General features: G+C 29.5%; 22 protein-coding genes. 15 read left to right on the top strand and 7 right to left on the bottom strand.

Annotation, left to right across the window (positions count from 1 at the left end):
• Positions 1-186: 186 nt before the first annotated feature.
• On the top strand, positions 187-1,413 hold the full coding sequence (locus P3X86_RS18380) for a GNAT family N-acetyltransferase (RefSeq protein ID WP_483294253.1): 1,227 nt from the start codon (positions 187-189) through the stop codon (positions 1,411-1,413).
• 214 nt (positions 1,414-1,627) lie between these two features.
• Here the strand turns inward: P3X86_RS18380 and P3X86_RS18375 are convergent, their stop codons facing one another.
• Positions 1,628-2,158, bottom strand: a complete 531-nt coding sequence (locus P3X86_RS18375; protein ID WP_483294190.1) for a hypothetical protein — start codon at positions 2,156-2,158, stop codon at positions 1,628-1,630.
• Between the two features lie 385 nt (positions 2,159-2,543).
• On the opposite strand from P3X86_RS18375, the gene P3X86_RS18370 reads away from it, so the two are divergent.
• Both P3X86_RS18370 and P3X86_RS18365 read left to right on the top strand, forming a co-directional pair.
• The gene (locus tag P3X86_RS18370; protein ID WP_483294189.1) at positions 2,544-3,533 is read left to right on the top strand and encodes an alpha/beta hydrolase; all 990 of its coding nucleotides are present in this window, start codon (positions 2,544-2,546) and stop codon (positions 3,531-3,533) included.
• Positions 3,534-3,841: 308 nt separating this feature from the next.
• Positions 3,842-4,573: a MerR family transcriptional regulator gene (locus tag P3X86_RS18365; RefSeq protein WP_483294188.1), complete on the top strand. Its 732-nt coding sequence runs from the start codon at positions 3,842-3,844 to the stop codon at positions 4,571-4,573.
• Between the two features lie 231 nt (positions 4,574-4,804).
• On the opposite strand, the gene P3X86_RS18360 is transcribed toward P3X86_RS18365, so the two are convergent.
• The 5 genes from P3X86_RS18360 to P3X86_RS18340 form a co-directional block, all read right to left on the bottom strand.
• A complete protein-coding gene (locus P3X86_RS18360) occupies positions 4,805-5,833 on the bottom strand; it encodes a radical SAM protein (protein ID WP_483294187.1) in 1,029 nt (342 codons plus the stop codon).
• Positions 5,826-7,028, bottom strand: coding sequence for a radical SAM protein (locus tag P3X86_RS18355; RefSeq protein ID WP_483294186.1), 1,203 nt, complete (start codon positions 7,026-7,028; stop codon positions 5,826-5,828). The genes P3X86_RS18360 and P3X86_RS18355 overlap by 8 nt, the downstream gene beginning before the upstream one ends.
• Before the next feature lie 45 nt (positions 7,029-7,073).
• Positions 7,074-8,705 carry an ATP-binding cassette domain-containing protein gene (locus tag P3X86_RS18350; protein WP_483294185.1) on the bottom strand — a complete coding sequence of 544 codons (1,632 nt, stop codon included), beginning with the start codon at positions 8,703-8,705 and terminating at the stop codon, positions 7,074-7,076.
• A complete protein-coding gene (locus P3X86_RS18345; protein WP_483294184.1) occupies positions 8,698-9,630 on the bottom strand; it encodes a S8/S53 family peptidase in 933 nt (310 codons plus the stop codon). The genes P3X86_RS18350 and P3X86_RS18345 overlap by 8 nt, the downstream gene beginning before the upstream one ends.
• Positions 9,631-9,701: 71 nt before the next feature.
• Positions 9,702-9,905 (bottom strand): hypothetical protein, encoded by a 204-nt coding sequence (locus P3X86_RS18340; RefSeq protein WP_483294183.1) that lies wholly within the window; start codon positions 9,903-9,905, stop codon positions 9,702-9,704.
• Positions 9,906-10,423: 518 nt separating this feature from the next.
• Between P3X86_RS18340 and P3X86_RS18335 the strand changes: the two genes are divergently transcribed.
• The 4 genes from P3X86_RS18335 to P3X86_RS18320 all read left to right on the top strand — a co-directional run bounded on the left by P3X86_RS18335 (position 10,424) and on the right by P3X86_RS18320 (position 15,346).
• Positions 10,424-12,751 (top strand): glycoside hydrolase, encoded by a 2,328-nt coding sequence (locus P3X86_RS18335; protein ID WP_483294182.1) that lies wholly within the window; start codon positions 10,424-10,426, stop codon positions 12,749-12,751.
• Between the two features lie 488 nt (positions 12,752-13,239).
• Positions 13,240-13,743: an NUDIX hydrolase gene (locus P3X86_RS18330; RefSeq protein WP_483294181.1), complete on the top strand. Its 504-nt coding sequence runs from the start codon at positions 13,240-13,242 to the stop codon at positions 13,741-13,743.
• A gap of 200 nt (positions 13,744-13,943) precedes the next feature.
• On the top strand, positions 13,944-14,603 hold the full coding sequence (locus P3X86_RS18325; RefSeq protein WP_483294180.1) for a hypothetical protein: 660 nt from the start codon (positions 13,944-13,946) through the stop codon (positions 14,601-14,603).
• Between the two features lie 155 nt (positions 14,604-14,758).
• Complete coding sequence (locus tag P3X86_RS18320; RefSeq protein ID WP_483294179.1) at positions 14,759-15,346, top strand: GNAT family N-acetyltransferase; 588 nt, start codon at positions 14,759-14,761, stop codon at positions 15,344-15,346.
• Between the two features lie 99 nt (positions 15,347-15,445).
• Here P3X86_RS18320 and P3X86_RS18315 read toward each other — a convergent pair whose 3' ends face one another.
• The gene (locus P3X86_RS18315; RefSeq protein WP_483294178.1) at positions 15,446-16,309 is read right to left on the bottom strand and encodes a damage-control phosphatase ARMT1 family protein; all 864 of its coding nucleotides are present in this window, start codon (positions 16,307-16,309) and stop codon (positions 15,446-15,448) included.
• A 134-nt stretch (positions 16,310-16,443) separates the two neighbouring features.
• On the opposite strand from P3X86_RS18315, the gene P3X86_RS18310 reads away from it, so the two are divergent.
• The 8 genes from P3X86_RS18310 to P3X86_RS18275 all read left to right on the top strand — a co-directional run bounded on the left by P3X86_RS18310 (position 16,444) and on the right by P3X86_RS18275 (position 24,687).
• A complete protein-coding gene (locus P3X86_RS18310; protein WP_483294177.1) occupies positions 16,444-17,316 on the top strand; it encodes a LysR family transcriptional regulator in 873 nt (290 codons plus the stop codon).
• Between the two features lie 105 nt (positions 17,317-17,421).
• Positions 17,422-17,730: a PadR family transcriptional regulator gene (locus P3X86_RS18305; RefSeq protein ID WP_483294176.1), complete on the top strand. Its 309-nt coding sequence runs from the start codon at positions 17,422-17,424 to the stop codon at positions 17,728-17,730.
• Between the two features lie 17 nt (positions 17,731-17,747).
• Entirely contained in the window at positions 17,748-18,089 is a 342-nt protein-coding gene (locus P3X86_RS18300) for an MFS transporter (RefSeq protein ID WP_483294175.1), read from the top strand.
• Positions 17,983-19,014: an MFS transporter gene (locus P3X86_RS18295; RefSeq protein WP_483294257.1), complete on the top strand. Its 1,032-nt coding sequence runs from the start codon at positions 17,983-17,985 to the stop codon at positions 19,012-19,014. The genes P3X86_RS18300 and P3X86_RS18295 overlap by 107 nt, the downstream gene beginning before the upstream one ends.
• 92 nt (positions 19,015-19,106) lie before the next feature.
• Positions 19,107-20,492 (top strand): tetratricopeptide repeat protein, encoded by a 1,386-nt coding sequence (locus tag P3X86_RS18290; RefSeq protein WP_483294174.1) that lies wholly within the window; start codon positions 19,107-19,109, stop codon positions 20,490-20,492.
• Positions 20,493-21,125: 633 nt separating this feature from the next.
• Positions 21,126-22,655 carry an ABC transporter substrate-binding protein gene (locus tag P3X86_RS18285; RefSeq protein ID WP_483294173.1) on the top strand — a complete coding sequence of 510 codons (1,530 nt, stop codon included), beginning with the start codon at positions 21,126-21,128 and terminating at the stop codon, positions 22,653-22,655.
• A gap of 198 nt (positions 22,656-22,853) precedes the next feature.
• Positions 22,854-23,786, top strand: a complete 933-nt coding sequence (locus P3X86_RS18280; RefSeq protein ID WP_483294172.1) for an ABC transporter permease — start codon at positions 22,854-22,856, stop codon at positions 23,784-23,786.
• A 16-nt stretch (positions 23,787-23,802) separates the two neighbouring features.
• The gene (locus P3X86_RS18275) at positions 23,803-24,687 is read left to right on the top strand and encodes an ABC transporter permease (protein WP_483294171.1); all 885 of its coding nucleotides are present in this window, start codon (positions 23,803-23,805) and stop codon (positions 24,685-24,687) included.
• The last annotated feature ends 3 nt before the right edge of the window (positions 24,688-24,690 follow it).

The following is a 24,690-nucleotide window of genomic DNA, read 5'->3' as shown; positions in this document are numbered from 1 at the left end:
ATCATGAATAATCAAAAATATGAATTAACAGCCAAAAACTACTTCTTAAAATAGAAATAGTTTTTAGGGTATAGGTTATTTTTGTAGTAACAATAATGGTAATTATAAGTCTAGTAATTTCTGCAATGAGTGATATAATTAATTATATGAGTTGACGATTATATGCATATAGGAGGGGATGAATTGATGTTTTTAGAAACTAAAAGAATATATCTTAGGAACTTAGAAGAGAAAGATATAGATATGTTGTATGAGTTACATAATAATCAAGAAACGATGAAATATATGCATTACAACACAATATCCTATGAAAAAGCAAAACATGATGTAGAAGATTATGCTAGTGTTTCAGAATTACAACCAGGATTTGGCATATGGGCGACGGTGCTGAAAAACAGTGATGAAGTAATTGGGTGGACGTGTTTAAAGAAATTGCCTGATTCTGACGATGTAGAGATTGGATACAGATATTTCCCCAAATACTGGAATAAAGGATATTGTACTGAGATATGTAATGAGCTGATTCGATATGGATTTGAAGTATGTGACCTTGAGGAAATTATTGCAATTATAAGACCAGATAATTTAGCATCAAAACGAGTAGCTGAGAAATTAGAAATGAACTATGTGAAAATGGCATCTCATTTTGGTATGGATCTAAAACAATTTTCATTAACCAAAGATAGATATTATGCAAATAAGATTACTGATGTATATGGCTGTGCTCTATTCGATTACTATAATGGTGATTATGATAAAATGAACTCAAGATGGTTATCTTCATCAAAGCATTATTTCACAACTTATGAGGAATGGTTTCCAAGAGAGCAAAAGGCAATACAATATGCGACTGGTAGAGTGCTAGATATTGGTTGTGCTGCTGGTAGACATTCGCTTTATTTACAGTCTAATGGACTTGATGTTACTGGAATTGACAACTCTCAAAAGTCTATTGAAATATGCAAGTCTAGAGGATTAAGAAGCGCGGAAGTTCTTTCTTTACATGATATTCCAAATGATTATGGAACCTTTGATACAATTATGATGCTAGGAAATAATTTTGGATTAGTTGGTACAATGAGTAAAGCATTCGATGCCTTAAAATTGTTTGATGAAATCACGAGCAATAAGGGTGTACTTATTTTAGGAGCGAGTAGTTTAAATATGGATAAACTAAGTTCTTCATTTAGAGAGCAGATTAAAAGTAATCGAGAAAATGGAAGGTATATTGGTGAAGTGACATATCATTTGACTTACAATGGTATGTCATCGGATTTGGATTGGTTATGTGTTCAAAAAGAGGATATCATCAAACTAATTGATAAATCAAATTTCTATGTTGATACAATTATTGAAGACGATATGTTTGGCAAGCCATATCCTTATGTGATAATAGCTAGAAAAAAATGTTAAAATAATCGCTACTAACATTTCTCATAGTATAAGTAATTAGAATCTCATAGCTATATGATAAAGAAGGTGCTGTACAATAATAAATATATTATACAGCACCTTTTCTAAAATTTTTACCAAAGCCTTTCTTATAATTGTCTTTATGGGATAAGAAAAATATAATCTTTTATTCGCCATATACATTCAGCAATCACATAAAAAACCACGGTTGAACTCACAACTTGACAGCTATAATTTCAAAGTAGAGATAACGATACATTTCATCAATTACTAGCGCCATTTCTTTCATGTATGACCCATCAGAAAGTAGTTTTGAGTGAAAGGGTTCCTCCCGCCATAATCGGATTCCTATGTCGTTAAATTCATAATTTGTACTTAGCTGTTCATCTTCCATATCATAGGAGCAGGAACTATATTGTTTTAGAGAAGCCACTAATCGTTCTGCCAGAGTTTGAAAAACATCCATATCATAGAGCATTATAATTGCGTGTTCTCTTAACTCATAGTCAACGGCTACTTCCACGGCTCGATTATTTCGGTATCGTACCATGAAAAAGAAAGAAGCATCTATGTATCTTAAGGAAAATCCGTCATCTTCAATATCTTTTGAAATCTGAATTTCCCGATTGTCAGGTAAAGACCATTCAGAACGTATTTGATTTATGGCAACAAGAATTTGTTTTGGAGACATACCCAATCTTAATGGGCCAATCCCCACATGCGGAATAACAGACAATGATTTCATATTTTTACTCCTTTTTGTTCATTCAAACAGCTTTCTTTCTTTTATCTAAGAAAATAGTTTCATTCAAAACTCCTTTATTATACCAATGAAATTGCCTCCTAGAATATATAATTACATTATAATGACTTGTAACGTAATTATATATTTTATGTTCAAAATTATCAATTGCTATAATAAATTCAATAATTTTATTATTAATTAAATATGATAAAATAGACATGAGGACATAGCACTAATCCTCAAAAATAAAATAATTTTAACCAACAAATGTGTTTAATCTTAACTAAGGAATCAAGTTTTCTAGAGATACTCTAGCTATGTTAAAGTATACTAGAAAATTAAAAAATTAAGATGGGATATAAAACGTAAATTAGAGGGGTGCAAAATGATAATTAAAGCTAAGAGCAAAATATTGGATTCAATATATATTAAGAGAATAAGGAATGTTTTTATCGGTATACTAATATTTTTAATAATACTAGTTCTTGTAGTACCCATAATAATAATAAGTAAAGTAAAAGAAAAGGTTACTTATGAAGGGTCTTTATCTGAGCATCCTTTACAGCATATATATGATGCGAAGGATTTCGATTTAGATGGTAAAGAAATGATGTTAACTACAGATGATGGGCTTAATGTGTGGGTATCAGAAGTGACTATACCTAATCCAAAGGGAGTTATAATTTATTTAACAGGAATTAGGCAACCATCAGTTACATATTTCTATGGACATTCTAAATGGATGAAAAAAGAGGGGTATGCATCTATATTGTTAGAAGTAAGGGGACATGGGAATAGTGAAGGCGAAGAAGTATGTTTAGGCTATAAAGAAGTTTTAGATGTTAAAGCAGTAGTTGATTATATTAAAGAGCAAGATGAGTATGATAATGTACCAATTATTGTTCATGGGGTATCTATGGGAGGATCTGTGGCCATTAACTCATTTGGTTCAATAAAAGATATTGATGGTCTTATTGCTATGTCTGCTTATTCAAGTTTTGAAGATGTAGTCTATGATACAATGATAGGATATAATATTCCATCACCTATATGTGAAATTGAGAAAAACATCATGAGTTTTTATCTCTCATTATTTTTTGATGAGTTTAAAGATATGAAACCGATTACTCAAATAGGTAAGATAGATGATAGACCAGCTTTTCTTATAGCTTGTACGGGTGATACTGAAGTACAAGAAGTAAATATGCAAAGGTTGCTAAAAGAAGCATCAAATGATTGTGAATGGTGGATAAGAGATTCTTGGGAGCACTTTATAATAAAAGATTGTGATTTTATTAATATGGAACAAGATAAAGAATATTGCAACAGAATATTAAAATTTCTAAATAAAGTTGTAAAAAATAAAAAATTATAGGTTAGCATTAGTCAGCCTTCTTTGTGAATAAGTTAGTGAGTACATTTGTATTAAGTAAGGAATGTAAGAGATAATAATGACTAGCTGAGTTTTAAAATAGAAGAATAAAATGAGATATTTAAAAGAGTTATGATATTGTTATGCTCTGTAGTATTTATAAAAGGTCGTATTAAATTCAAGAAATTTTTTTAAAAGCTATTGACTCTAACGTAACGTGATAGCATATAATTATATTTGTAGTCGAGATTACAAAAGTGTACGCAATAGAGTTATGTAACTTATGAGTAATGAAATGGAGGTGTTATAAAATGAAAATTAAAGAAGTAGCAGACTTAACAGGAATAACAGTAAGAACCCTTCATTATTATGATGAAATTGGATTGCTTCATCCAAGTAAGATAACAGAGGCAGGATATCGGTTATATGACGAAACGTCACTTGAAAATCTACAGCAAATATTATTTTTTCGAGAGTTAGGCTTTCCGCTTAGTGAAATTAAAATAATAATGGAAAATCCAAATTTTAATAGAATAGAGACATTATCAAAACATAAAGAAGTGTTAATTAAAAAAAAGGAACGTCTTGATGGGTTGATACAACTTGTAAATAGAACAATGAAAGGAGAAAAAACTATGAGTTTTAGAGAATTTGATATGACTGAAATAGATAGATGCAAAAAAGAATATGCAAATGAAGTAGAGAAGCTTTGGGGAGGTTCTAAAGCCTATGAAGAAAGCCAAAAAAAGACAAAAAACTATGGTAAAAAGCAGTGGCAACAAATAAGCCAAGAAAGTCAGGGTATCCTAAAAGCATTTGCTAGCAATATGGATAAAGCACCTGATAGTAATGAGATTCAAAGATTAGTTAAGCAGTGGCAAGAGTTTATTACTGAGAGATTTTATAATTGTACCAATGAAATCCTTTCAGGTTTAGGAATGATGTATGTGGAAGATGAAAGGTTTAAGAAAAGTATCGATAAATATGGTAAGGGAACAGCAGAATTTATAGCAAAAGCTATTGAGATATATTGCTTTAAATAGTCTTAACAGCATAATTAAACATTAATAGTGTTGAAAAAAGCAGTCTTCGGGCTGTTTTTTCGTAGAAATTAAATGTTATTAGTAAACCGATTATTAGCAGTTTGGTAACAAGCTATAAAAATGCACCCACCAAGTATTGTTGATTGTATGGTGGATGCATTTCAATTCTAGTTTATAAAACTGTTTTCTTATTTGATTTCAAACTTTTTAAAAAGATTGTTACTTAATATTCTATTTGATTGATTCATCTTGCAAATATTCTTTTATTATATTAAACTTTATATTCGTCATGTTACATTCTACCGTGTTTGGCTTTACGTAGTCTCCAGTTGTGGCATAGTTACCTAGTATGCATCTAGTGGAAATACAACAATCATAAAGAGCACATCCTTCACAGTCAGGAACTCTTTTATTTATAACTTGCTTTATCTTCTTTAATTTATTTGCATCCATTCCTCTCTCAATATCTCCAATAATGTGTTCTTCTTTACCAACCGAAAAAATACAAGGATACATGATACCATTAACGTCAATATTATAATGATTAGTTCCAGCATCACACAGACTTAAGCAATGAAAGTTATTATCTAGTATTTCCATTTTTATATCCTTACATTTATTGTCCAAAATATATTTTCGAACCTTACTAAATTCTTCTAAGACAATACTATAATCTTCATCTTTCCATTCATTTGAATAATAATCGGCAACAGGAACTATAACTTTAAATCCTTGCTTTATAAAATAGACTATATTATCATATAGAGAATTAATATTATGTCTATCATATGTCATTCTAATCCTTGTATTCGCATTTATCTTTAATAATTGCTTAGCATTTTTTATAATAGTGTCGTAATTTATAGAACTATCAAGAGACCTTCTGTTAAAATTGTGGGTTGATTCCTTGCCGTCTAGGCTAATACTTAAATCAATGTTATTTACTTCAAGAAACTTAATAACCTCTTGTGTTATTAAGGAACCATTGGTAGTCATACCATATGAGACATCTTCAAATGTTTTATTACATTGATTTACAAAATACTTTATGACTTCAAAATTTAATAATGGCTCTCCACCGTGGAAATCGATAACTAATTGTTGTTCAGGTTTCTTGTTTAACTTAATATAATTTAATATTTTATCAGCTAATTCAATAGTCAAGTCTTGGTTATCATACATTGAATGCACGTAACAATATCTACACCTAAAATTACATCTTAAAGTAACCCATATATTTACATAATAAGTTTTACGCATTTTCAATCGCCTCAATAATTCCTCTTCTTTTTTCCATACAATGATCACTTAAATTAGATTTATTAGCATTTTCTAAATAGGACTTTGCTAAAGAAGGACAATTCCAACACAAAGCTTTAATCTCGCAATCGGAGCATTCTTCTCTCGTATCTGGTATGAATTCAGAAAATTCCTTGAACCAATCCAGATTTTTATCCCACCTAAATTTTGAAGTAATATCTTCATCGTATAAACTACCAATCTTGTACTTTTCCTCATTAAAAAGGGGACATGGATAAACTTCACCTTTAGAGTTAACAAAAATTTCTGTTACTCCTCCAGGGCAGTCGTATGCACTCGTACAATTAACTATACCTCCTGACATAAACTGTACTATTTCATCAGAGTCAATATGGTTATCTTTAGCCCTACCTACTAAATTCATTGTTCTTATTTTTGGTTTTACATCAAGTTTTTTACAGAGTTCGATAAAATCTTGATCTAGCTTAATTGTATTATTATCAAAAGTCATAGACAACGTAATATAAGAAGCACCATGATTCTTTAATAACTTAATAGCTGCTATAACTTTTTCAAAAGTACCTTGTCCCCTTATAGAGTCACAAGTTTCTTCATCTACTCCATCTAAACTAATGTCAAATGAATCAAAGTACTTGCAGATGTTTCCAACATTCTCTTTATTAATTAATGTTGCATTAGTAGCTAAAGAAATACTACCTTTGTAATTATTTTTAAGAAAACTCAATGCTTCATCAAAATTTGTTACAAGAAGCGGTTCTCCACCTGTAATAGAAATGCCAAGTGGTTCTAATTCTACAATGCGTTTTATAAGATTCATATCAACAGTTATTTTTTCTTTAAAGGATTCTCCTTTAACATACGTAGCAGCATAACAACAATGTGTACAGTGTAAATTACAATAGTCTGTTATTGCAAAATTAATCAATTCGATTTTTTTGCTGGGATTATGCATAAGAATGTTGTAAGTTTCCATTTCATTTATCAGTGATTTAAAATAGTTTTTGCTATCTTCATCATAATCCTTTGCTATTTCTTCAATTTCAGTAATGGACGTAACATTTTTTATTTCTTCATAAACTGGTTCAGAGATAATTATTACTCCACATGACTCTCTATTATATATAAGTACGTTCCCACCAAAGTGGAATGTTTCTATATATTCCTTATTAACCATAAAATTATCCTCCTAACAAATATTATAAGCCTTAAATAATTACTACTAAATGACTATATTGCAATCGCACTTTTCGTTAATTACATCATCGTGGGTTGTTATAATGATGATTTTATTCATTTTTATTTGATTAAGATAATCCATAATATTTAACTTTGTTTTTTCATCCAAATGCTTCTCTAACTCATCAAATATGAGAATATCCGAATCTTGGATTAAAACTCTAGCTATTGCTAGTTTCTGTTTTTGACCGCTTGATATGTTCATGTTTACCTCGTCTACGATTGTATTATGGACGTCCTTTAAATTATTCACCCATTCCTTAAGTTTAACTACTTCAAAAATTTGATTCATTTTTACAAGATTGGGGGTTTTATCTAAAAATATATTGTTGCAGAGACTATCCTTAAACAATACAGAGTCTGTAGATAAATACGAAACTATCGAATCCCAAGTTAATCTACTGTCAAATAAACTTACCTGCTTTCCATTAACAAAAATTAAACCATCATTAATATTGTATTCTCCACTAAGAAGTTTTAATAATGTTGTCTTTCCAGATCCGTTTTTTCCCTTTATACCATATATATTACCCTTCGCAAACTGAAAATTAAAGTTCCATTTGTCAGTATCCTTTTTATACATAAAAGTAACATTATCAAATTTTATTTCTTTAACATCACCAATACTACTTGCTATATGATATTCATTTTGTTGATAGCAATCTAAATCCATTATTTTCTTTATTCTTATATAGGATACTTTAAAAATTTTAAGTTGCATAAAAAGATTCGGAATTTGTGTCAAATAACTTCCGAATGACCCAGAATATGTATTGAAAGTTATTAATCTTGATATAGTTAGCTGGTTATTTAGTACAAAATAGGCCCCTAGAAGAAACACAATTATTGAATTAATCAATGATCCTAAACCATTGATTAAATTGGACCTAGATATTATTTTAGTTGTCACATATCCTTTATGTAATAATAGCGTTACATTTTCAATGAATCTTTTTATAAGATAGTTAAATGCTTTATTTCTTCTATATTCTTCGTAATGATTAGCAAGTGCTTGAACCTTATCTGTATAGTTACCGGATATATCACGCTTTTCGTTTACTACTTTTTCTATATGCTTGTTATTCATCTTTTGAATAATCATTAATACACTAAAAACGATAATTATAATAAGCGAGAGATATATATTAGTGATTATCATAAAATAAAAAACACCTATAATATGTATAATAAGTGTTGCAAATTGATACACTATCATAATTCCGTTTTCACCTAGCGAAAAACAGTCACTATCTAAGCCGACTAATATGTCACCGATTTCAATTTGTGAAGGCTCGGTTTTAATATGATAATATATTTTTTTATAAACCTTAGAGCAAAGTTCTGTAGAGATTCGATTTCCTATTGTAGTAAAAACTAGAGAAGAAAAGTAGTCTAACAGTAATTGCCCTAAAAATAATCCCATAAATACTATAAAATATTTTAAAAACTGATTAAAATTAGACTTAGTTAAATTTACTAAGCTATTAATACTATCATTCATAGCAAATGGTATTTTCACTATTATGACTGCATTAGATATTAAAATTACAATTCCAAGTGTTATTAAAGATATTTGATTTTTGCACATTTGTATATAGAGTTTATATCTATTCATTGTCAATTCCTTGTCCTAAAAAATATTTTGTTAGTGATTCAATATTTTGCAAATCGCTGAAGCGAAGATAATAATTAGTATTAATTTGTAGCCCTAATTCATCTAATGTGGTAATATAATTATTCAATGAATCGTAGTCTTTCATACGATTCAAAATATGATTAGAATTATCATTAAATATTCTATTATTTGCAACCATAATTTTCTCTTTAATTGTCATTTCATTTCTACATACAGACCTACCGATATCTATTACTTTACCAAATAAAATGTTATTATTTACATATTTCAATGCCTTATGACTTTTTTTAAAATAACTTATATCTTGTTTTTCTAACACCTTACAAACATGAGCCAAGGCAACTGCAGCCCCCATACTATTCCCTGAAAAAGAATGATATGCATTATCTAGCGACTGACATATTATTGGTTCTAGAGGTACTTCGAATTGAATATCTCTTGTTGGATCATAACATATTCCTTCGTTTTCAGGTTCTATTAATCGAACTCCAAATACTCCTTTTAAACTTGCTGGATAACTCTTTTCTTTTCTATTATGAAGAGCTGAAATAATTATTTTTCCTGAATTTAATAAATTATTAATTTTCTTGTTCAGTTCATTTTTTAGTAAACCACTTATATCATCATCTTGTATAGCTAATGCAAGACAAACTATATCAAACTCAATTTGATTTAATTCATCTAATACATTTAGCAACATTTCTAAATTACATTCATTATTCTTATTTAGGAGCTTAATACTTGTAAAGCAATGATAGTCTAGTAACGATTTATTAATCTCTGCAATCTGAGACCCATGACCATGTTCATCCTTCCAACCCAAGCCCATATCTATTGTTTGGATCTTATCAGAAAATCGTGTATCAATCCCCGAATCGCAAATTATTACCTTTAATCCATACAAAAAACTTCCTCCTATAAACATTTTAATGAAATGAGGATATACCCTACTATTTAATCTTTAAGTATTTTTTATTATCTCTTTTTACTTAAGAAAGCATCATAATATGTTTTTACAGTACATCTTCTTACATAGCAGACAGGAACCATTCCACCATTTATTGGATAGTTTCTTCCAGAGATTTCTCTAGTTTGCTTACAATCGTGAAGACAATCTCTTTGTCCAATTACTTTAATAATTTTTGCTTCTTCAGGTAAACTTTTAATTTTTTTATTCATATTTTTTCTCCTTTATTTTTGAATTTGGTATATCCCCACTTCCTAGAAATATGCTTCAAATAATCATATTTTTCCATATCATTATTACATAATAAAGCATTTTTCTATTTAATATTACTATATAATTGAAAATTTGTCAATAATTTATATTATTTTTATTTATTTTCAATTAAAATCACGCATTTATAATTAATAATGCATAACGTATACAAAATATTATACAAATTTATAGTTATGATGTCAATGTTTTGTATTTATTAAATTAATTATTAAATCATACATCATTATGAATTTAATAAAAATTAATAAAATAAATATAGTTATTTCAACTGACAATTGAATTTTAAATAATGGTATGATATGGTCAGATATTATACTGTTTACAATAATAAAATATTAGATATATATGAGTTACGAGAAAGAACTAAGGATAAGATAATATTTGAAGTTATATAATACATAATGTATAAAATTAATTGATTATATTATTAAAAAAATAAGTAAAGGAGTAAATAAAAATGAAAATTTGTTATTTTAAAAAGAGTTTTGTTGTATTTCTAGTATTGTTTATGTTTACTGGATGTGCTACAAAAATTAATCATGACAGTAGTATAGAAAGAGAACAGTTGGCAATTGTCAAAAATAAAGATGCTGTGAAATACCAAGTAGATCCTGAGACATTCTCATTACAAATTATTAAAGATGACGATGTTGTGCCAATTTCTGCAGCTATGCAAAATAGAAACGTGGCCAATTATAATCAAAGTGAAAAGGTAACAAAATGGTCTTATCCTAAAGAGCAAGTAGATGTAGCTATAAAAGCACATAAGGACTACTTACATGTAACTATTACTTCGAGTTCAAATGATGACAATAAATTCCTATGGCCTAAAGTTACAGGAGAAACATTCTACCTTCCTTTTGGAGAAGGGAAAAGAATTCCAGGAGAAAATTCTACTTGGATCAATTACTTGCGGAATAAGGAATTTGAAATTTTAGAACAGTTATCAATGCCTTTTTGGGCAACAGAACAAGGGGAGCATACAGTTTTATTTATATTGGAGAACCCATACAGAAGTACAATGAATTTTTTTGATGATAATCATGTCGGATTTGAACTCAAGCATGATTATCCTAAAATTGATAATAACAAGATAAACAGTTTTCGAATTTATATTGCAGATAAGAACCCTACATCCGTTGCGAAAATCTATAGAGATTATGTAAAGGAAAAAGGAGATTTTATCACATTTAAAGAAAAAGCTAAGAAGAATCCAAATATAGAAAGATTATATGGTGCGCCACATATTTACTTAGCTGGTGAATATGTAATATCTTCTAAAAATATAAATTGGCAAGCGTTTCGTAAATCCTTAAATTCTGATGTGATAAAATATATTCTATCGTACACTTCTAAGTTAGAATCAGGTAAAGAAATGCAAACAGTAATCAACGAAATCCGCAATCAAGACTATGTAAATAAATATCAAAAGAATGTTGTTTGCAGGTTTTTAAGTGATGTTTTACGACAGGATAATTTTTTTAATTCAAGTACCTTTTTAAATAAAGATGAATTTATGAAAACTGCTATTGAAAAAAATAACAAAGATCAAGCCACTATTATTCAGTTAAATAAACATGCATTGTCATCAAATCTTCCAAATGTATTTGAAGATGCTCAGGTGTGGATGAATGATGAAACGGTAGATTTAATAAAAGACTTAAAGAACTCAGGGATTGAAAAAGCATGGATTGGTCTTCATAGTTGGGAACAAGCGTATGCGAAACCTGATCTTACTAAAACTGCCATCCAGCTAGGGTATTTAGTTGCGCCTTATGATTCTTATCATTCTATTCATAAACCTGGTGAGGAGAAATGGATTACTGCAATTTTTTCAGATATATCATTATATGACAATGCGACAATATCAAAGAAAAATGGTCAGAAAGTTACTGGTTTTCAGAACATAGGTCGCAAACTAAATCCTACATTGTCTTTACCTCTGGTAAAAGAAAGAGTAGAAAATATATTAGGTACACAAATACCTTTTAATTCATGGTTCATTGACTGTGATGCTACAGGAGAAATATATGATGACTATTCTCCAGAACATATAACAACAGAGCAGCAAGATTTAGTAGCTCGTTTAAATCGAATGAAGTATATCAGAGATAATTATAATATGGTAATTGGATCAGAGGGAGGACATGATTTTGCTACTTCAACCATTGCTTTTGCTCATGGGATTGAATTAAAAAGTTTTTCATGGCTTGACGATGATATGAAAAAAAATAAGGATAGCAAATACTATATTGGGAACTATTATAGCCCAACTGGTGGAGTTGCAGAACATTTCAGTAAACGGATTCCAATTAAAGACCATTTGTCAACAATTTTTGTTGACCCAAGATATGATTTACCGCTTTATAAGCTTGTGTATAATGATTCCGTTGTTACAACTTATCACTGGGATTGGTCAACATTCAAAATCATTGGCGCTGTAAAAAATCGAATGCTACGCGAAGTGTTGTACAATGTTCCACCAATGTACCATCTTGATAGGCAGCAATGGGAAATATATAAAGAAGATATTATAGCACACACCAAGTTTTGGTCAGATTTTAGTAAACAAGTCATTACAAAAGAAATGACAGAGTTTAAAAGGCTTACAGTTAGCGCAAGTGTGCAGATGTGTAGATACGGAGATAATATTGCTGTAATAGCTAACTTTGGTAGTAGTTCATATGACTATTATAGTGTGGAGATTCCACCAAATTCTTTGCTACTAAAAATTGATGACAAAATACAAATCTATTCTCCTCGTGTAGCAGCTAAAAACCAATAATCTATTGATCACTATTTACGCTTATATTTAAAAAATGTATGTATTGTATAAATAAAACTTGATTCAGATTGTTAAAACGTTACTCAATTTAATAATAGACGTTGTTATTGCAGAAATAATAACCAAGTAAACTTAAACCATGAAAAAAATTAGTAGTATTTAACAATTGAACAAAAAAGTCATTATTAATAATGATATTTTCAAGTTAGCAAAATTTATATAAAATTGATTGGTTTGACAATAATATTCAAATAAATTACAATAAACTTTTAAGCTCTATAATTTAGCGTTGTTAAAATCTAATGGATGTAGTCCTAATTTATTATCAACAGTGGAGTCCATGTTATCTTATTTATGAAGATGCAAATTTAATAATGGTCTAAATTTGCCTAGTTGGTATGTTTAGAGTATGCTAGGGAAAAATAGTTGGTTGTCAGAAAATCAGAAAGAAATTAACACAAAATAATTGACACTAGGGAGTGATTTATATGGAAATCTGGGATGTTTACGATAAGAATCGTAATAAAACAGGTAAAACAATAATCAAGGGCGAAACTTTGGTGCAAGGAGAATTTCATCTTGTAGCCTTTGGAGTAATCAAAAACTCAAATGGACAATATATTATTTCAAAGCGTTCTCTAAATACTTCGCATCCAAATACATGGGAAGTTACAGGAGGTGCTGTAGGGCATGGAGAGTCAAGTTATGAAGGTGTATTACGTGAAATTAAAGAAGAGCTCGGTATAGACATGAAAACTAAAGGTGATTTGGTAAAGACATTTTTTAATATTGATCCTGAGTGCTCAAGTATTCAAGATGTATGGCTATTTAAAGAAGACATAGATGTGAATACAATCATTGTTCAAGAAGAGGAAGTTAGTGAAGCAAAACTAGCAGATATCGATGAAATCAAGCAACTTTTTCATAATAATGAGTTCTTAAAAGGTAACCCTCATGTGTTTGAGTGTTTTGATGAGATAGATTTATTGTAAAGCAATTTAGGAGTTAATTTTTCGGAATAGAAGTTTGTACAGATAATGACAAACCATGAGTTATACCTTGCTTCACTATTCTAAAATATTTTGACAGATATGACATTAGAATGCTTTTTCTAGGATGAAAGTAAAGAGTTAAGGATTTTGTAGAAAACGTTATTGGGCAATTATAATAATACATATCGGAGGTAAATTAAATGAAAAAAAGTTTAGCTATCGTTGTGGTAACTTTAATGTTGAGTGTTTTGGTAGGTGGTTGTTCCACCAAGCTTGAGGAGACGAATGCTCTACTTTACAAAAAAGGACTTAAATTAATTGAGAAGATGGATAGAAAGGCAGAAAACGAAGAGTATATAAAGCTCATGGATGATTCAGCTGAATTACAAGTTACAATCAGTAAAATCGGAGAAGGTAATTATAATTCACCCAAAGGTATATATAAAGTATCGTTTCCTAAAGGGTTAACATCTTCTATACATGGGGACAGCGAGCTTGCTAAAATAACTGGTGATTTAAAAATAGAATTAGAAAACAGAATGCTAGCAGCTATTCCATCTAATATCAATGCTTCTTCAGGGCATTTGTATTTTATTTCATCATCTATGCTCAATTCTTTTGATGGTTTTATACACGAAGGTTTAATCGATAATACTTTGTATATTTATATTTATGAAAGTGATTATTCTGTAATAGTATCTTTCGCTTCGGGGAATGAAAATATTGTTTGGTCATCAGCAAACTTTATAAAGACTGGTTCACTAAATCAAATTTCATCAGATTCAAAGATGTTAGAGTGGCTTAAGAAATATGCTTTTATTACTGATTGTAAAGTAGAAAAGATTGAGCAAATTAGGTAAATGTAAAGAGAGAAAAAATAAGTTTTTTTGTAAACAATAAATAAATTATATTTAATCAACAATGATTAGGATACATTATTGTCCAAAAGTTTTAGTAGTATTGTTTGAAGTTGGAAATATCAAAATACTGCAAATATTGATAAGGAGAATAGATTATGTGTTTAGAATATATATTTAGAAAAATGAATAAAGAAGACGGTGTATTTATTAGAGAAATGTGTTATCAAGCAATATATGTTCTTCCAAATGAAGAAGCTCCTTCAAGAGATAATTTGAATGTACCTAAATTGAAGAAATACAATGAGAATATTGGATTAGATTCAGATTTTGGGATAGTAGCTATTGAAAAAAATACTATGAAACCAATAGGTGCAGCATGGTTAAGACTATTTGATGAAAAAAATCAAGGGTATGGATTTATTGATTCTACAATACCAGAGTTGAGTATGGCAGTTGATTACGCTTATCGAAATAAAGGTATGGGAAGTAGATTGTTAAAACAACTTTTAGAGGGTTGTGTAAAGCGGTACCCTAGTATTTCATTAAGTGTTGATCAGAGTAACTATGCATATGATTTATATAAGAAATGTGGATTTTTAGATATGAAAATAGAAAATAAAAAAGTTACTATGTTATTAACAAGAAGTAATTATGCTGAAAGGTTAAAGATGATAAAGATGATAAAGATGATAAAGCTTATACATAGTACTCGATTTATGATAAAGAAATACACCTACGCATAGAGGGGAATGTGTAGGTGTATATGATTATTGAGAAAAAGTTATCTCATTAATCATATATCGATAAGCTAAATTTACCTAATTCTATTAATTCTAATTGATTTATTCCTTATGTAATAAAACGAACTGATTTTGTGCACAACCTACTTCATCAGCTACTGATTGGCACTTTGCGCGTAATAGAAAAAAGATGGTTTTATTATCTAAACAGCTAAGTGATTCAAAGTTTGCTTGTCCTTTAGAAATAATCATATCTGCATCTTTAAATGATTTGAGAAAATTCTCCGAACAAGCTGATAGTTCGATTCCTTGAATTGATGCACCGCTATCAATAATTTTTACTAATTTATCCATACCAACTGTGGTGGCGTCTTCCATAGTAACATCATTTACTATAGGCCCTCCTTTAACAACATATGTGATTTTGTGTAACGGTAAGCGCTCAATTAGCAGTTTATCAAATACAATTTCACCAGCGTTGTCTCCAATGAAAAGAATATTACTTGCATTATGTGTAGCTTTCAAAAAATCTTCACTGGTGCCACCGAAAAGTTCAGTCGTTAGGCTGTGATTAATAGAATCTCTCACGTCAAGTTCATCAACATTAATGCCTAAACCAAAATCTATAATATTTCCAGCGATACTTAATCTTATAGCTGTATCAACTGGAGATTCACTGTTTTCAATTTGTGTATTCAAAGATAATTCGCTGACTAATTGCTCAGCAATATGGTTGAATTTTTTCTTTTCATCTCTATATGGGTCTTTTATTTCGGTTATTTTTTTTGCATAGTTATATATTAGCCCTGTGATGTATGGCGGAGACGAGTTTGGATAATTATTGCTTATTACATCTAAACCATATTTGATGATATCCTGCTGGGTGTTTTTGTCATTAGTTAATTTGACAGCTAATTTTGTTAATTGTCGTGTTATACAAGATAGACATTCGTATTTAATTTCCATGTCGAAATAAACCTCCTTTAAGTTATATGAAATGCTATAAAAAAGTTTAACATATTATGATTAAATTGTATAATAAATAAATACGATACTAATAATCGAAAATAGTGATTATGATAATCTGGTGGAGGTGTGTCATGAATATTGAAAACTATAAGACTTTTTTGGTATTAGCCAAGATAAAGAATTTTTCAAGAACTGCAGAACAGTTAAACATTGTGCAATCAACCGTTTCATCGAGAATATTTGAACTTGAAAAATATCTGGATATAGAATTGTTTAAGAGAACTAATCGTAAAATTGAAATCACTGAGGCAGGAAAAACGTTAATTCCTTATGCTCAGAGATTAGTGAATCTAGAAATAGAAGGGATAAAAAACGTTCAAAGTGTTGGTGCTTATGAGGATTGTTTAAGGATGAGTATACCAGGTAGTGTATATAGAGAACGTCTATCTCCTTTGATTTACATATACTACGATTTATATCCACAATTCACTGTAGATGTTAGATTTCATAAAACAGTAGTGCAGTTAGAAATGTTAATGGATGATAGTATAGACATAGGATTTATTTCTAGAATACCAAGTACAAATAAGCTCATTGTTAAACCATATTTGGAATATTCGTGGATATTGGTATCAAGAGAAGACTATAAGGTTTCTAAATCTATTGATGTAAGTGAATTGAATTCTATAGATTTATGCTTTAATAATCTCAATGAGGAATATAATGAATGGCTACAGGATGTATTACCAAAGAATTTTAGACCTAGGATGAATATGAACAGTACTTTACAGCTTATAGAGTATGTGAAAAAAGGTCATGGATGTGCTTTATTACCTAGCTATGCAGTAAGAGAAGAACTAAAAAGCGGAGAATTTAAGGAAATTGTTATTGATAATGCAAGACCAAATAAATTCAAAATATATTTGGTTATAAACAAAAGAAGGAAAGATTCTGATGCGGTGAAGAAGTTTCTTAAATTATTAGAAGAATCACAATTTAGCTAGTAACAGATTTGTATATACATGTAGATTAGAGACTATAGATATGTTATAATATTGTAAAGCGATATCGAATTACGATATAAAAAATAATAGTAAGAGGGTAATAGTATGAAAAAAAAGATTTTAAGAAAGCTTTTTTTAGGGTTTATACAAATTCATATATTACATCACGCTAAAAAGACTCCTTTTTACGGAGCTTGGATGATTACTGAATTAAAAGGTCATGGTTATGATATTAGTCCTGGTACTTTGTATCCTGTTCTTCACGATTTGGAATCAAAAGGGTTGCTCAGAAAAACAGAAAAAAAAGTAGAAGGTAAAATAAGAAAGTATTATGAGATAACAAATGATGGTATTCAAGTATTGATTGAAGCACGCAAAAAAGCCCATGAACTTTTTAAAGAAATTAATGATTAATTAGGGGGAAGTATATCATGAACGGCTATAAAGAGATTAAGGAAGATGTACAAATCTGGAAATTTTGTTTTTATGGCTTTTTCAAGAATCTAAAATTCTTTGAACCATATCTAATAATTTATCTTATTAGTATGAAACTCAATTTATTTCAAATAGGCATTTTATTTTCATTGCGTGAAGGCATTACTTATATATTTGAAGTGCCGAGTGGTATAATTGCTGATCACTATGGCAAAAAAAAGAGAATTGTTAATGTGCTTTGTATTTTATATTATTTCTTTTGTGTTTTTGTTTTTGGGCATAAATTTAATTTGCTTATCTATAGGCATGATTTTCTTTGGCTTAGGAGAAGCCTTTAGATCTGGAACACATAAAGCTATGATTCTAAGTTATTTAGAGCATAAAGGGTGGTTTGAGCATAAAGGATATGTTTATGGGAGAACTCGTTCTTATTCTCTTTTAGGATCTTCGATTTCATCATTTTTGTCTATACTGTTAGTGCTAAATTTACCAGCATTAAAATGGATATTCTTGATTAGTATATTACCGTATATTTTAGATTTTATATTAATAATGAGTTATCCCGAGTTTTTAGATGAAAGAAAACATATAGAGAAAAATATTAAAACGTTTTACAAAACTAGTGTAAAACATTTAAAATCAATAGCTTGTAACCAAATAATTAGAAAAATTATGCTAAGTGCGGCGTTTTATGATGGTGTATTTAAGACGATAAAAGATTATATACAGCCTATTTTACAATCACTTATCTTAGCCGCAGGTGCAGGCTCAATAATGAGTTTAGAAGCAAATCAAAGTTTAAAGGTTTACTTAGGTATAATCTATAGTATTTTTTATATATTTAGCTCTATTGTGTCTAAAAATATATATAGGCTAACAACTAGATTAAATGCAAGATTTGTATTTGAGAAAATGTTTGGATTGATGGGTTTTCTATTGATAATAATATCTTTTTCTATTTATCAAGAGCATTTATTTTTAGCAATTAGTATATACTTTATACTTTACCTTATGATGAATGCAAGACGGGCTGTATTTGTGGATATTTCTAGTGACTATATGGATAAATCTCAGCGTGTTACAGTACTATCTATAGAGAGTCAGATTAGATCAATTTTAATGGTAATTATGGCACCAACTTTTGGATGGATTGCTGATAAATTTTCAATAAGTGTTTTATTTTTAGGAATTGGAGTTGTATTGTTGTTAATAAGTCGTTTATTTAAAATAATACCCAAACGGGTGAGTGCAAGTGAAAAATAGAAGACATAACTTTAAAGTGATTTTTTATTTTATGCATTTAAGCAAATTATGTAATGTAGTAAAAATATACGGATTAGAAAAGAGGGGGATATATGTACAAAAGGGGAATGGTTTCATTTATAATTATGATTTGTTTACTCTCTATATCTTTGATAGGTTGCAATAAGAGCGTACAAAGTGATAATGTAGCATCAGAAAATACAGATAAGGCAAAACTAAGTTATCAAAAAGCTGTAGAATTACATCAAAAAGGTTATAATGATGAAGCAATAAAAGCTTACGATAAAGCTATCCAATTAAATAAAAACTATGCTGAGGCTTATGTTGGTAAAGGTGCGTTGCTTTCGGGTCTAGGAAAGCCAGAAGATGCTATTGATCTATATGATAAAGCGATTTTTGCAAATCCTACATATGCTAATGCTTATTATGAAAAAGGTAGAGATTTATATGTCATGCAAGATTATAATAAAGCTATAGAAGCTCTTGATATAGCAATCAAGTTAAACTCTAATTACTCAGATGCCTTTTTTTGTAAAGGGGTTATATACAAAGAGTTAAAACAGTATGACAATGCGCTACAAGCATTTAATAAAGTAATTGAGTTAGACGAAAGAAATACACTAGCGTATATCAATAAAACGAGAGTGTTACAAGAATCAAAAAAATACCAAGAAGGTATACAAACTTTAGATACTGCTATAGAATTAGTGACTAATGATGATTCACTTTATTTTGAAAAAGCTAGAATATATACTTTGATGAAGAACTTTGATTATGCTATAAAGAGTTTAGCTAAAAGTATAGAACTAAACTCAAACAACGCTAAATACGCAAAAATAGATGAGATATTATCAAGCTTAGAGCTTATAGAAGAATTTCAATTATTGTTAAGCGATGTATCAAAGGATAATACTTGGAGTTTTAATTTAGACGATTTATATCTTAATGATAAGCAAGTTCTAAATGCATCTTACGAAGATATTATAAAACATTTTGGGCAACCAATAAAGGTTGATTCATATAAATTGCGTATGGCAGGTACAGATGATTACAATTATTTTTTAAATGTTAAATATGAAAGCATGGAGTTAGAACTATTTTTTTATGATAAACAGCTTGATGAGCCAAACTCTAAAGATAGTATTAAAAGATTTGATGTTATAGGACAGAACATGGAACTAGCATGTGGTTTAAAAGTCGGGATGACAGTTGACGAAGTAATTAATAAATTCGGGACAAGAGAAATCTATAAACTAAACAGCACAACAACAACTGGACATGAAGTTAGTGCAATTAATAATATTTTGACTAGATCCAAACCCAAGAAATATTATAGTCAATACAATGAAGCTATGTATATAGATATGGATTGTGAGAATGTTAAATCAGAAGATGTGTCTAAATATATGGGATTAGTCTTATTGATCAAGGATAATATGGTGGACAGAATAGTTTTAGGATATCCAAATTTACCTTAACAAATAATAATAAAGGGAGGTAGTTAATACTAATTGGAGTATTAACTACCTCCCTTTAGTTTTGTTATTAATTAGTATAAAGTTAAGCTGAAAAAATGAAGACATTAGATTTGAATATCAATAATTAAAAAGTGATTCACAAGGATTTTTTGACATTGTTCTTCGACAAAAACTAACAAAAGAGAATTTATTAAATAAATTAGTATTCTTATAGGGGAAAGTATAACAGATATATTTTAACATTATAAATATTTATATAATTCTAAATTATTTGACAATTGCCATCGAATCAACTATAATTTATCTTAAGTATAAAAAATTTTTATAATATCAAAAAAATAATTTGCTAAATACAAATATAGAAGTTGCATAATGATAATAAACAAATTTTGAACATAATATTTTGATTCTTATTAGAAACCCGTTACAATATATAGTCAAAATCATATCGATATATTATACAATTAATCAATTAAAAAACAGGTATATGATATTTTTGTTCATGAAAACGTTTGCGATTATATATCTTTAAGGAGATTAGTTAACATAATAGTTTAGTAAAAAGGAGGGATATTGGTTATATCATTGTTTGTATAAAATGAGTATAGAATTTAATTTAGGAGGTTTAGATAAATGAAAAAAAAGTTTAGTATATTATTGGTATGTGTATTAATATTAAATATTTTAGTTATAGGCTGTAAAGGTACGAAAACAACAAATAGTGGTGAAATCAAGGATAAAGAGGCAAATAAGGATAAAATAGTACTTGCAGTAGGCTCTGTTGAAGATACTTTTGATCCTCCTTATCTTAGAAGTAAAGCTCATAATATTGCTGCTACACATGTATATGATAGTTTGATTAGTTTAGATGAAGACGGAAAACTTATACCAGCAATTGCTGAATCATGGTCAAATGTAGATGGAGATACATGGGAATTTGTTATTAAAAAAGGTGTAAAATTCCATAACGGAGATGATTTAAAGCTATCTGATATAGTATTTACATTTAACAGATACAAATCTATACCAGCTTCTAGTTCTACAGTAGAAGGAATAAAATCTGTAGAAGCAAAAGGAGACAACAAGGTTTTGATACATACTGATGGAATTAGAAGTAATTTAGTTGATATGATACCTCTTGTTAGTATTGCTTGTGAAAGAGCTGTAAAGGAATTAGGAGATAAATATGCTAGTAATCCAATAGGAACTGGTCCATATATAGTAAAAGAATATATAAAAGGAGACAAAATAATTCTAGAAAGATGGGAAGATTATCCTTTTGAAAAACCTAAACTTAAAAATATAGTATTTAAAGCAATTCCAGAGAGATCTAGTAGATATATTGCATTAGAGACTGGAGAAGCAGATTTAGCTCTTGAGCTATCATCAAAGGAGCATGAAAGAAGTAAGACTACTGATAAAATAAAATCTATAATCAAAGAGGATGCAGGAACTGTATTTACATCTTTGAATTGTAAATATGAGCCATTAAAAAGTAAATTAGTTAGACAAGCTATTGCTCACGCTATAGATAAAGAAGCAATAAAAATCTTATCAGGTGGCTCTAGTATCTCACATAGTATGGTACCAAAGGTATTACCAAGCTATAACGATAATATTAAAAAATTTGAATACAATATAGATAAAGCAAAAGAATTATTAAAAGAAGCAGGATATGAAAATGGTTTTGATCTTAAAATAACTATATACGATGCTGGAAAAAAATCAACTGCTGAATTAATACAATCGAACTTAGGAGAGGTAGGAATTAATGTAGAAGTAGAGCAATTAGAGTTTGGAACGTTTATTGAGGGTCTAGATGCTGGTACGCTACAAATGACAATAGCTAGTTGGTCTATGGACAATCTTCATCCATCAGGTGGTGTAAATGTATACTATAGTAAAATGGCAGGCTCATATGCAAATAATTCTTATTATGTTAATCCAGAGATAGACAAGTTAATTCAACAAGGTTTAAAAGAGGTGGATGCAGCTAAGAGTAAAGAAATTTATGATAAAATCCAAGTGATTGGTGCAGATTCTGCAGCATATATTCCATTACTAAATCCTTTATCTTATTATGTAACGAGTTCAAAACTTAAAGGGTTAGATGTTAAAATAGCATATCCATATCTAGATTTGAGTAAAGCGTATTTAGAGTAAATAATTAGATAAAGTATAATAAATAAATATACGGGGTGTCGTAGTTGCAAGATATATAATTTATGGTGTAGATATTACATATAAGCCTGTTTTATAAATTAAGTTAACCGTATATTTATTTTTGATTTTAATATGTAGAATAAACTAAATTAAAATAAAATAGCTAGTTACCTAACTATATCAGCTTGGAGGGATATGATGTTAAAATATATAATTAAAAGACTATTATATTTAATACCGATTTTATTATGCGTAACTTTTTTAGTCTTTGTAATATTATCATTTACTCCTGGAGATCCTGCTAGGCTTATACTTGGTAGTGGTGCTAAATCATATCAAGTAGAAGCTTTAAGAGAGGAACTGGGTTTAAATGATCATTTAATAGTCCAATATTTTAGATATATTGGTAATGCAATAACAGGAGATTTTGGCACATCCTATGCTAATAATGAGCCTGTAGTAGATTTGATAGCTTCTAGATTGCCCAATACATTAAAGCTAGCACTTTTAAGTACTTTACTTATAGTCATATGTGCTATTCCCTTGGGGATATATTCAGCAGTTAAACAAAATTGTATGCAGGATAATATAATAAGGATTGCTTCAATGGTTCTTGCGTCTATACCAGCCTTTTGGTTCGGGTTAATATTAGTATTAATTTTTTCTGTAAAGCTTGGATGGCTTCCATCTACAGGTTTAGAAAGTGTACTTGCGTATATCTTACCTGTAATAACCATGTGTACTGCAGGTATAGCTATTGATACTAGAGTAACCAGGGCATCTATGCTAGATGTAATGCGTCAAGACTATATACGTACAGCAAAAGCTAAGGGGGTAAAACCCGTTAAAATAATTAGAAAGCATGCGATAAGGAATGCATTAATACCAGTAATAACTTCAATGGGTATAGGATTTGCAGGTTCCTTTGGTGGTTCAGTATTAATAGAGACTGTATTTGGAATCAATGGTATAGGTCGCTTAATGGTAACTCACATAAGATCAAAAGATATGCCAACTGTTTTTGCGTGTGTAATACTTTTAGCTTCTGTATTTACTATAGTAAATTTATTAGTAGATATAGCGTATGGAATTATTGACCCTAGAATAAAGACTGAGATTAAAAGTGCATAAAATTGGAGGTGCTAAGATGAGTAAGGCATTAAGTGATGAAAAAACTTACAAAAAGAGAAGTCTATGGCTAGAAGCATGGAGAAGGATGAAGCGTAATAAAGTGGCAGTGCTCTCATTATGTGTGCTTGCAGTTTTTTTACTGATAGCAATATTTGCCGATGTATTATTCGACTATAAGAGTGTAGTGACTAAGCCTAATATAGCAAATAGATTAATGGCACCTAATAGTAAACATTTATTTGGAACAGATGAATTGGGCAGAGATATTTTAGCGAGAATAGCTCATGGTATGAGAATATCATTAAGTGTAGGTATAATATCACAAATTATAGGGATTTCTGCTGGTATAATTTTGGGTGCTACAGCAGGGTATTATGGAGGAAAACTAGATAATTTTATTATGAGATGTACGGATGTTTTTTTAGCTCTTCCACCTATACTTATGTGTTTAGCGATAGTATCTGCTTTAGGGACAAGCTTTGTTAATCTTATTATTGCAGTCTCTATTTCAAACATCCCTTTCATGGCAAGACTCGTAAGAGGGCAGTTTTTAACCGTAAAAAATCTTGAATTTATTGAAGCAGCAAAGTGTATGGGAGCAAGTGACATGACCATTATTTATAAGCATATCTTGCCAAATACATTATCACCTATTATTGTACAAGCAGCATTAGGTGTTGGTGGAACAATTATGGCTATTAGTGGACTAAGCTTTATAGGATTGGGAATGCAGCCTCCTTCACCTGAATGGGGAGCTATGCTATCCACAGGAAAGGAATACATACGTGAAGCATGGCATGTTACTGTAATACCAGGTATTATGATTATGATTACAGTAGTATTTCTAAATCTTCTTGGTGATGGACTAAGAGATGCAATAGACCCTAAGATGAAGGAATAGGAG

The sequence above is a fragment of the Abyssisolibacter sp. ZYX002 genome, from assembly GCF_056892235.1.
This window is presented reverse-complemented; position numbering and strand designations above follow the sequence as displayed.

Coding starts and splice junctions, on each gene's coding strand:
- P3X86_RS18335 (WP_483294182.1), top strand. CDS start 10,424: ATGAAAATTTGTTATTTTAAAAAGAGTTTTGTTGTATTTCTAGTATTG.
- P3X86_RS18285 (WP_483294173.1), top strand. CDS start 21,126: ATGAAAAAAAAGTTTAGTATATTATTGGTATGTGTATTAATATTAAAT.
- P3X86_RS18370 (WP_483294189.1), top strand. CDS start 2,544: ATGATAATTAAAGCTAAGAGCAAAATATTGGATTCAATATATATTAAG.
- P3X86_RS18320 (WP_483294179.1), top strand. CDS start 14,759: ATGTGTTTAGAATATATATTTAGAAAAATGAATAAAGAAGACGGTGTA.
- P3X86_RS18380 (WP_483294253.1), top strand. CDS start 187: ATGTTTTTAGAAACTAAAAGAATATATCTTAGGAACTTAGAAGAGAAA.
- P3X86_RS18310 (WP_483294177.1), top strand. CDS start 16,444: ATGAATATTGAAAACTATAAGACTTTTTTGGTATTAGCCAAGATAAAG.
- P3X86_RS18355 (WP_483294186.1), bottom strand. CDS start 7,028: ATGGTTAATAAGGAATATATAGAAACATTCCACTTTGGTGGGAACGTA.
- P3X86_RS18275 (WP_483294171.1), top strand. CDS start 23,803: ATGAGTAAGGCATTAAGTGATGAAAAAACTTACAAAAAGAGAAGTCTA.
- P3X86_RS18350 (WP_483294185.1), bottom strand. CDS start 8,705: ATGAATAGATATAAACTCTATATACAAATGTGCAAAAATCAAATATCT.
- P3X86_RS18325 (WP_483294180.1), top strand. CDS start 13,944: ATGAAAAAAAGTTTAGCTATCGTTGTGGTAACTTTAATGTTGAGTGTT.
- P3X86_RS18365 (WP_483294188.1), top strand. CDS start 3,842: ATGAAAATTAAAGAAGTAGCAGACTTAACAGGAATAACAGTAAGAACC.
- P3X86_RS18375 (WP_483294190.1), bottom strand. CDS start 2,158: ATGAAATCATTGTCTGTTATTCCGCATGTGGGGATTGGCCCATTAAGA.
- P3X86_RS18290 (WP_483294174.1), top strand. CDS start 19,107: ATGTACAAAAGGGGAATGGTTTCATTTATAATTATGATTTGTTTACTC.
- P3X86_RS18295 (WP_483294257.1), top strand. CDS start 17,983: ATGTGCTTTGTATTTTATATTATTTCTTTTGTGTTTTTGTTTTTGGGC.
- P3X86_RS18305 (WP_483294176.1), top strand. CDS start 17,422: ATGAAAAAAAAGATTTTAAGAAAGCTTTTTTTAGGGTTTATACAAATT.
- P3X86_RS18360 (WP_483294187.1), bottom strand. CDS start 5,833: ATGCGTAAAACTTATTATGTAAATATATGGGTTACTTTAAGATGTAAT.
- P3X86_RS18340 (WP_483294183.1), bottom strand. CDS start 9,905: ATGAATAAAAAAATTAAAAGTTTACCTGAAGAAGCAAAAATTATTAAA.
- P3X86_RS18300 (WP_483294175.1), top strand. CDS start 17,748: ATGAACGGCTATAAAGAGATTAAGGAAGATGTACAAATCTGGAAATTT.
- P3X86_RS18330 (WP_483294181.1), top strand. CDS start 13,240: ATGGAAATCTGGGATGTTTACGATAAGAATCGTAATAAAACAGGTAAA.
- P3X86_RS18315 (WP_483294178.1), bottom strand. CDS start 16,309: ATGGAAATTAAATACGAATGTCTATCTTGTATAACACGACAATTAACA.
- P3X86_RS18280 (WP_483294172.1), top strand. CDS start 22,854: ATGTTAAAATATATAATTAAAAGACTATTATATTTAATACCGATTTTA.